General features: G+C 68.2%; 8 protein-coding genes and 1 pseudogene. All 9 read left to right on the forward strand.

What is annotated here, in order from left to right:
• The first annotated feature begins 685 nt into the window (after positions 1–685).
• Positions 686–2020: a hypothetical protein gene (locus Q1A87_RS15055; protein ID WP_299652885.1), complete on the forward strand. Its 1335-nt coding sequence runs from the start codon at positions 686–688 to the stop codon at positions 2018–2020.
• 170 nt (positions 2021–2190) lie between these two features.
• The gene (locus Q1A87_RS15060; protein ID WP_299652887.1) at positions 2191–2499 is read left to right on the forward strand and encodes a hypothetical protein; all 309 of its coding nucleotides are present in this window, start codon (positions 2191–2193) and stop codon (positions 2497–2499) included.
• 78 nt (positions 2500–2577) lie between these two features.
• Entirely contained in the window at positions 2578–3612 is a 1035-nt protein-coding gene (locus tag Q1A87_RS15065) for a hypothetical protein (RefSeq protein WP_299652889.1), read from the forward strand.
• The gene (locus Q1A87_RS15070) at positions 3599–5689 is read left to right on the forward strand and encodes a glycosyltransferase (protein WP_299652891.1); all 2091 of its coding nucleotides are present in this window, start codon (positions 3599–3601) and stop codon (positions 5687–5689) included. The genes Q1A87_RS15065 and Q1A87_RS15070 overlap by 14 nt, the downstream gene beginning before the upstream one ends.
• Positions 5628–6041, forward strand: coding sequence for a hypothetical protein (locus Q1A87_RS15075; protein WP_299652893.1), 414 nt, complete (start codon positions 5628–5630; stop codon positions 6039–6041). Before Q1A87_RS15070 ends, Q1A87_RS15075 begins: the two co-directional genes overlap by 62 nt.
• Before the next feature lie 103 nt (positions 6042–6144).
• A complete protein-coding gene (locus Q1A87_RS15080) occupies positions 6145–6315 on the forward strand; it encodes a hypothetical protein (RefSeq protein ID WP_299652895.1) in 171 nt (56 codons plus the stop codon).
• 31 nt (positions 6316–6346) lie between these two features.
• Positions 6347–7495 carry a TRAP transporter substrate-binding protein gene (locus tag Q1A87_RS15085; protein ID WP_299652897.1) on the forward strand — a complete coding sequence of 383 codons (1149 nt, stop codon included), beginning with the start codon at positions 6347–6349 and terminating at the stop codon, positions 7493–7495.
• 54 nt (positions 7496–7549) lie between these two features.
• On the forward strand, positions 7550–8056 hold the full coding sequence (locus Q1A87_RS15090) for a TRAP transporter small permease (protein ID WP_299652899.1): 507 nt from the start codon (positions 7550–7552) through the stop codon (positions 8054–8056).
• 9 nt (positions 8057–8065) lie between these two features.
• Positions 8066–8509 (forward strand): annotated as a pseudogene (locus Q1A87_RS15095) (TRAP transporter large permease subunit); the annotation flags it as partial.
• Positions 8510–8585: the final 76 nt, after the last annotated feature.

Here is an 8585-nt window from a genome sequence, read left to right on the forward strand (position 1 = left end):
CGCCGCAGGTTGCCTCTATCGACTTCGGCCCATTATCAGGATCGCCTTCGGAATCCCGACCAACCGAGGTCACCGTTTCGCACGAAGGCCAGCTTGCGCTGAAGGTGGCGTGTCCCGGTAAATCTCCCAGCCTTAACGCCACGGACCTTTTCGCAGGCGCACGTGGTTTGAGAGGGAGGACAGGGCCCAAGGGGCGAAGAACCGTCGTCGTACCACATCGACCTCGCACTGTTCCTATGCCGACGTCGCGCGCCGACCGCATCGCGGTCGAGGTGGCGGACGCCCTGTCTGATGAAGATCGCCGTTGCGCTCCGGCGAAACTGCGCAATTTCTCGCTCGTTGGCGGCGGCGCGACTGGCGAATGGTTAATCTTTCGCGTAAGACCTGCTGGCGCAAAAACGAACCGGAAATCGACATGCAGGTTCGGAACGGGACCTTGCCCGATCCTGTCGGGTGCGAAAGCGATGATCCGGAGCGGGAAGCGATCCGGAAACTCATGGATCCCGCCGCTCTCGAAGCGCGCCTGGCGGTCGCCCGGGCGCGCCGCGCGGAAGTCATGGCCGCCAAAGGGAAGGGATCGCGGGATGCGGACCGCGCGTCCGTGCCGAAGGGGCCAGTCGCGCCTGCCGCGCCGATCCCGTCGGAAGAGGTCCGAGCCGACAAGGAAGCGCCGGCGAATTCTCCGATGACGTTCCCTCTCGCGGCACGCATGCAGACGTCGGCGCGGGCGAAGGAGCGACCGAACCAGTTCGCCGAAAGTGCCTCGCCTGCCTCGTACAATGCGGTGGCCGTGATCCACGACCCGGACCGCCAGCCGGCGAAGCGTCTTGAGGCGGTTTCCGACGAGGACGGTCACGCCGTCGTGCCGCATGTCGCGGTGCCGCGGAAACGGCAATCTCCCGTTCTGATCGCCGCGATCCTGCTTTCGGGCGCGGCCATCGGGGCCGTCTCCACATTGATGCTGCAGTTCAAGGGCTGGCAGATCGCGATCGTGCCGCCGGCGGTCGAAAGCGTGCCGGAGCCGAGGGACGGCGCGGAACCTGCGCCCGCGCCGAGCGAGACGGCCGGTTCGGAGACGGTCGCGCCAGTCACCGAGACGGCTGGAGCCCCCGCGCTCGGAGCGGGCGGTTCCCCCGCAGACGCCGTGCCTGCGGCCGTTTCGGAACGTCCCGAGTTTCCGGATACCGCATCCGGTCAGGAGATCGCGGCGGTCGATTGGCCTTCGTCCGGGGAGCCGGTCCGACGGAACCCCCTGCCGGATCTGTCTTTGGCGGAACCGGCCGGGACGTCGGCCCCGCAGATCGCCGCGTTGCCTCGGCCGGCGCCGGAACCGCCGGTCACGAACGCGTTGCAGGCGCCCTCGTTCGACATCGGGATTCCCGTCCTCCCCGACTTGCCGGCAGGCCGCGGCCCGGACCCGCTCGACCTCCGTCTGAGCTTGGCCGATACGCCCTTGCTCCTGCCAGTGCCGCGAGAGGACGCGCGACCGTTGCCTTCGCTGCCTGCGGAAAGCCCGTTGGCCGCAGAAAGCCCGGAAACGGAACCCGCGATCGCGCCAAGGACGTCACGCGTCGCCTTGCATTTCCCGGCCGTTTCCCCCGCTGAGGCAGACCAGGTGTCGGCGGAACTGACCAAGGCCGGGTTCGCCGATGTCGCCGCCTATCCGGCCTCGATCCAGATAAGCTCGACGCAGGTGAGATATTACCACGAGAGCGACCGGGCAGCCGCGGAAGAGGTCGCCGCGTCCACGTCGACCGCGTTCGACGGTGCGGCGGTCGCGGTCCGGAGCTTCACGGATTCGCAGTCCCGGCCGCCGGAAGGGTTCCTGGAAGTCTGGCTGCGAGGGGATGCCCCCGCGGCCCCGCCGCGCGCGCAGGCCCGGGCGTCCGGGACATCCGGGCGCGCGCAGGACCCCGTGGACCGCGCGACGGCCGCCGCACGTCGGGTCACGCAACAGGAGCGGGAGCGGCAACGTCTGGCTGGCGCGGTACAGGAATTGCTGCGGGATCAGCTGGACTGACCCTCCAGCCGTCCAATCGGACGGTTCCGCCGCGTCTGCCGGCAGGGTCTGCTTGACGTGGGCGGCACCACCCCGCGCGAGGCTTTCGTTTAGGCGTCAATCTGGCTATCCATGGGTCCGGGGAAAAGGAAGCGTGGACGATGCGCCGCGTCTGACGGGGGAACGAGAGAATGAGACGGAGGTATGCCGTCGCGATCGCGGCGATGATCATGGCCATGCCGTTCGGCAACACGGCCTCCGCGGCCGAGCCGACCCTCGAGCAGCTGGAGGTCATCCAGGAGCTGCTCGAGGCGAACGACGTCGTGAGGCTGCGCAGCTATCTCGCCGAGAATCCGGAACTGCTCGAGGGCTACACGGACCTGTCCCAACTCCTCGTGCAATTCATGGCGGAGTCGCGCAACGTGATCAGCTATCTCGGGTTCGGCTCGTCGCAGGACGGGGATTCGCAGGACGACGCGCCCGGTGTCTCGATCTACTAGATGCGGATGAGGCAGCTACCTGCCTCCACATCCGGCGATGGGTTCCGCCCGTCGCGGCCCCGGCGTCGGATCTCTCTCGTGGTCGACCCGAGGTTTCCGGGCGGGACGTCGGCCGCGGTCGCGGCGGAGATAAGGGCACTCGCGCCGTTGGTCGATCTCGAGATCGTCGGGATCGAGACGGCCATGTTCCGCGACAGGAGGGTGAATGCGGACCTCGAGGACGCGATCGCGGATGCCGGTCTCGAGCTGCGGTGGAGCCCGTCCGTGGTGCGGGCCGACACGATCGTCTTCCATAATCCGTCGTGCCTGAAGTTCGATGTGGCCCTTCCGGTCCGGTTCAGCTGCTCGACCGCGGTGCTGGTCACGCACGAGAACTTCCTGCGTCCGGGCGACACCGAGAGCTTCGACGTGGCGCATTGCCTGTCGCTCATCGAATCCCGCCTCGTCTGCACGTCGCGCTGGCTCGCACCCGTCTCGCCCCTGAACCGTCGCGGCGTCGAGACGTGGCTGGAGCAGACCGGGGCGCCGTGGGAGGCGACCCCGTTCGACTGGTTCAACATCTGCGACATGCCGATCCGGCCGCCGACGGAGAGGCCGAGGGACCTGCGCGGGCGTCACTCGCGGCCGGGGCTCGAGAAGTTTCCGCCCATGGAGGTCATGCTGCGGCACTTCCCCCCCCATGCGGAGGGCGTGGTCATCCTCGGGGGCGACGGCTTCCTGTCGGAGCCGGACAGCGTGCCCGTGCATTGGGATCTGCGCAGGTTCGGCGAGACGGACGTGTCGCGCTTTCTAGAGGAGATCGACTTCTTCGTCTATTTCACGCATCCGCTCTGGCGCGAGAGTTTTGGCCGGGTCATCGCCGAGGCGATCGCGGCCGGCAAGATGGTCCTCACCGACCCGGCGACCGCGGAGTCCTTCGGCCCGGCCGTCGTGCCGACGGACGCGAACGAAGTCGACGGGACGATCGCCAGGTTCCTGGCCGAGCCGGCCCAGTACGTCGCATTCGTCGAGGAGGCGCAAGACGGGCTCCGGCGCTTCCGGCCGGAGGCGTTCCGCAGCACGGTCCTTGCCGGGCTCGAGGGAATCGAGGGCCGCGCCAATGCTCTTCTGTGATACCTGCGGCACCGAGACGCGCGATCTCGAGGATCTCGCGGTCTTCGCAAGCCAGCTCTCCGCGGCCGGTATCCGTGCGCGCATCCAGTTCGCCTCCATTCCCACCGACTTGGGCCGGAACCTGCAATTCGACCTCGCGCGATATCTTACCGATCGGCTGCCGGGTCCCGGGGACCACGTCGTCCTTCTCGCGTCTCACCGCCTCACCGACGCGAAGCTGGTCGCGTTGCGGCGGCTATCGGGGGACGCGACGCGCTGCACGGCCTTCGGCACCTATCCGACCCGGCAGGCGGCCATCGGATTGCGGGCGAAGCTCTCCTACGTCTTCGGCAGCGAGCCGGAGCTTCACGACCTGACGAATGACGGCTGGTCGGGGGGGGCCGGTTCCCGCGGGCCGGTCTTCGGAATGCCGCGTCGCGGAAAGGTCCCTGCCCGCCCGCGGCTCCTCCTCGTCGAGCCGGACCTCGCCGACCCGCGTGAAGCGGCGGGCGTCGTCGCCCTCGCCTTGTCGCAGCGGCTGCAGGTGACGATCCTGACGAACGGCCGTGCCAAGCGGGGCTGGCAGACGACGAACGGGACCGAGGTGCCGGTCTTTCACTACGGCGAGGTTCTGCCCGTCGATCTGGCGGAGCGCGTCGATATCTGCGCGACCTTCACCCCGCTCCTCGGCAATTACCGGCTTCAGTGTCTCGTCGCCAATCTCGGCCGGTCGGGCGTTCCCCTCCTCGACGCGACGCCCGGTCATGCGATCGCCTCGGATCTGGAGCTTTTCGTGCGCGCCCCGGTGGACACCGTCACGCTCGCGCCGTTTCTGGAGGCGGAGATCCTGCCGAACCGAGCCGAGATTGGGCGGCGGACGGCGGGGTCGCGCACCGCCGCCTGCTTCGCGCCCGAGGTGGCGCTGCCCGACCTCGGAACGCCGGCCCCCGATGCGCCCGCGGACCCGATCGCCCCCCTCGCCTTCGTCCCCACGAACGGGATCGGCCTCGGCCATGCGCAACGCTGCGCGCTCGTCGCGGGCGAGATCGCGTCGGATACGAAACCCGTCTTCGCCGCCTTTCCGAGTTGCACCCGTCTCGTGAAATCCTACGGCTTCGACGTCATGCCGATGATCAGCCGCAGCGACGCCCATCGGCAGAGCTTCGAGAACGACCTCGTGAACTATGTCCGCCTCCGCGCCCTGACGGCGGGCGGAAGGAGCCTCGTCTTCGACGGCGGATACGTTTTCGACTCCATCTACAGGACGATCCTCGAGAACCGTCTCCGCGGCATCTGGATCCGCCGGGGCCTCTGGCAGCCGGCGCAGGACAATTCGGTCGCGCTCGACCGCGAGAAGGTGTTCGCGCGGGTGATCGTCCCGTTGGAGGCCTTCGCGGAGCTCAACACGCGCTATTCCCACGGCGATCACGTCCGCGAGGTCGGCCCCGTCGTGCGACGGACGACGCTTTCCGCGCGCGAACGCGATACCCTGCGGGCATCGCTTGCGGCACGCTACGGCCTCGACTTCGACCACCTCGTGGTCTCTCTGCTCGGCGGCGGCATCGCGGCGGACCGGAGCGCGCAGATTCAGGCGCTCTGCGGCATGACGGAGCCGCGATCCGACGTCCTCCACCTCGTGGTCCTCTGGCCCGGAGCCCGGCAGGAGCCGGGCTGGTTCGGTTGGCGGCGGACCCGCGTCGTCCGGACCGACCGGGCCGGCATTCTCCTCGCGGCAGCCGATCTCTGCGTCGCCGCGGCGGGCTACAACCTCTTCCACGAGGTTCTCTACAACAGGACGCCGGCGATCTTCCTGCCGCAGACGGGCGCGTTCATGGACGATCAGAACGCGCGGGCGCGCGCCGCGAGCGAGAGGGGATTGGCGTCGGTCGTCGAGCCGAACGAGCTCATGCGGCTCGAACGCGAACTTAACCGCTTCCTGTCCCGCGGAGAGGCGGAAGCGACGGCGGCGCGGCTCGCGCGGATCGACCTGCCGGAGCCCGGCAACCGCGCCGCCGCACGCGCGATCGAGGAGGTTCATGACGATGACCACGGATTACTGGACGATACTGGCGCGCGTCACGCCGCACCACGCCGATGACATCGACGATCTGACGGCACCGTTCGGCCCCCGGCCCGACGCCCCCGGGCAAGACGTCTTCCCCGCGTTCGACGCCTTGCCGTTCCCCGAACCGCGGTTCAAGCGCGAGGACGCGATCTGCGTCGGCTTCCGGGTCGCGGGCGAGTTGCCGGATGCCGCGGCGCGCGCCATGCGCCTCGCCGCGCTGGCGCTCGAGCGCGATACCGGGATCATCGTCCTGTCGGAGGACGGACTTGCCCGCCTGGAACGCTTCGGCTTCCGCGTCGAGTGCGTTCCTCCTGCCGCCGCCGAGACGCATGACGATTGGAGCGAGCAGGTCCGACGTTTCTGGGGCCTCGACCAGATCCTCTGAGATCGTCGGCATCGAGCCGGGAGGTGGCTCTGAATAAGGCTTGCGCCAACGACACGAGGGCGCTTACCTCGAAAAGCCGGCATTTCGAGAGGGAGGAATCGGAATGGCCCTTCTGGCATCGGCCGCCCTGTTCGCGGTCTTCATGGCCAACGTCGTCATGGGTTCCCTGGGGGACGCCTTCCTGAGCAACGTCTCGGAGATGCTGGTCCTGTTCATGGCGGCCGTCGCGTTCGTCGTCGCCATCCTCAGATACGAAGCCGCCGCGCGAAAGTAGCGGCGCGACATTGTCCAGGGAGGACACCACCATGACCGAAGACCGGACCGCGCTGAATTCGGCCGAACGCCGCAACTTCCTGAAGCTCGCCGGAACGGGCAGCCTCACCGCCGCGATGGTCGCGGGCGCCGCCGGCACGCTCTGGTCCGACGCGGCGGTGGCGCAGACCGCCAACGAGGAGCGGGACCGCGAGGCCGCGGCCGAACACGTCATGACGATCGGCACCGAATACGTGCTGACCGCGGATCGGTCCTATCCGCTCATGCAGCTCGACCTGAAGGAGAACATCCAGAACACTTCGGGCGGCAAGGTCTACGTCAAGCTGGCCTCCGGCGGGCAGCTCGGCGTCGGCGGCGAGCTCGTCCAGAAGGTCCAGTCCGGCACGATCCAGGCGGCGCAGCACTCGCTGTCGAACTTCGCCCCCTTCGCCTCCGCGATCGACCTGATCAACCTGCCGTATTTCTGCGGCTCGAACCAGAAGTTCACCAACCTCGTGGCTTCCGACGCCTGGAAGGAGGAGGTCCACCCGAAGGTCGAGGCGAGCGGGTTCAAGCCGCTCCTCTACATCGTCATCGACCCGCGCGTGGTGGCGGTCCGCAAGGGGGGCGAGGGGGCGGTCATGGCGCCGTCGGACCTGCAGGGGGTGAAGTTCCGGGTGCCGGGCAGCCAGATGCTGCAGCAATATTACCGCATGGTGGGCGCCAACCCGACGCCCGTGGCCTGGGGCGAGACGCCCTCCGCGATCCAGCAGGGCGTGGCCGACGCGCTCGATCCGTCGGTCGGCGCGCTCTACGTGTTCGGCTTCAAGGACATGCTGAGCCACATCACCTTCACGCAGGCGGTGCCGGACAGCCAGATGTATTCCGTCAACCTGCAATGGTACGAAAGCCTCCCCGACGACGTGAAAGCGGCGCTCGACTTCGCCGCCGAGATCACGACGCAGCAGAACCTCGCCAAGGTGCCGGCCGCGCGCGCGTTCGCGCAGGCCGAGCTCGAGAAGGCGGGCGTGGAGTTCCATTCCCTCTCCGAGGACGAGCTTGCGGCATGGGAGGAGGCCGGCGGCTATCAGCGTAGCGAATGGGACCAGTTCAAGACCGAGCTGGCCGGGTCAATGGAGGCGTTCCAGCGGCTGGAGGAAGCGGCGAACACGCAGGGCCGGCTCTATGTCAACGACGCCTGACCGGCGCCGGGTCCGGGCGTGAGCCGTCCGGACCCGGCGCATCGGGACAGAACGATGCTGGGCGTGATCGACCGCAACCTCGAACGCTGGGCGCTGCTCGTGTTCTACACGATGCTCGTCGGGACGATGGCGATCGAGGTCATGCGTCGCGAGGTGTTCGCGTATTCCTCGATCTGGGGGGAGGAGGTGGTGCGCTACGCCTTCATCTACCTCGTCTGGATCGGCGCGGCCGCGGCGGTGCGGGACCGGGCGCATATCCGCATCGACGTGCTGTTCCACTACCTTCCGCCGCGCGGAAAGGCGGCGCTCTACATCTTCGGCGACCTCGTGATGGCGGCCGTCGCCTGCCTCGCGCTGTGGTGGTCGTTCGACACCGTGGAGGTGAGCTGGCGGTTCGGGTCGGTGACGGACGGGCTGCGCGTCTCTAAGGTCTGGGCGCTTGCCGCCGTTCCGATCGGCTTCACGCTTATCCTCGTCCGCCTCATCCAGTCGTTCCTTCGGGACGTCCGCGACCTCCGCCGGGGCCGCGACATGTTCGAGGGCAACGTGCTCTACGAATAGGCCCGCGAAATGCTCTTCCAGCAATTGCAGGAGCAGACGGTCGAGCTCGGCTGGTCGTTTTACGGGCCGGTGCTCCTGTTCGTTGCGCTCTGCGCGCTCGGCGTGCCGGTCTGGGCCGTGATCGGGGCCTCGGCGGCTGCGCTGATATGGTGGTCGGGCGCGGTGCCGATGTCGCTTTTGGGGGAGTCGCTCTTCTCCGGGATCGACGCCTTCGCGCTGACCGCGGTGCCGCTCTTTATCCTGACGGGCGACGTACTGGTGCGCACCGGGCTCAGCCGCAAGTTCCTCGACGTGGCCGAGGCGCTGACGTCCTGGGGCAAGGGCGGCTTCGGCTCGGCCACGGTGCTGGTCTGCGGCATGTTCGCGGCGATCTCCGGCTCGGACGCGGCCGGCGCGGCGGCGGTCGGACGGATGACCATCGCCCGGCTAGTCGAGGCGGGCTATCCGCGGCCCTAGAGCTTTTCGGCCGAAAGTTGAATCGTGGGGATTCCCATGAGGGAGGCGGTGTGATTCATCCTTTTGAGGAGGA

It is taken from the genome of uncultured Jannaschia sp. (assembly GCF_947494055.1).
Lineage (GTDB): Bacteria > Pseudomonadota > Alphaproteobacteria > Rhodobacterales > Rhodobacteraceae > Jannaschia.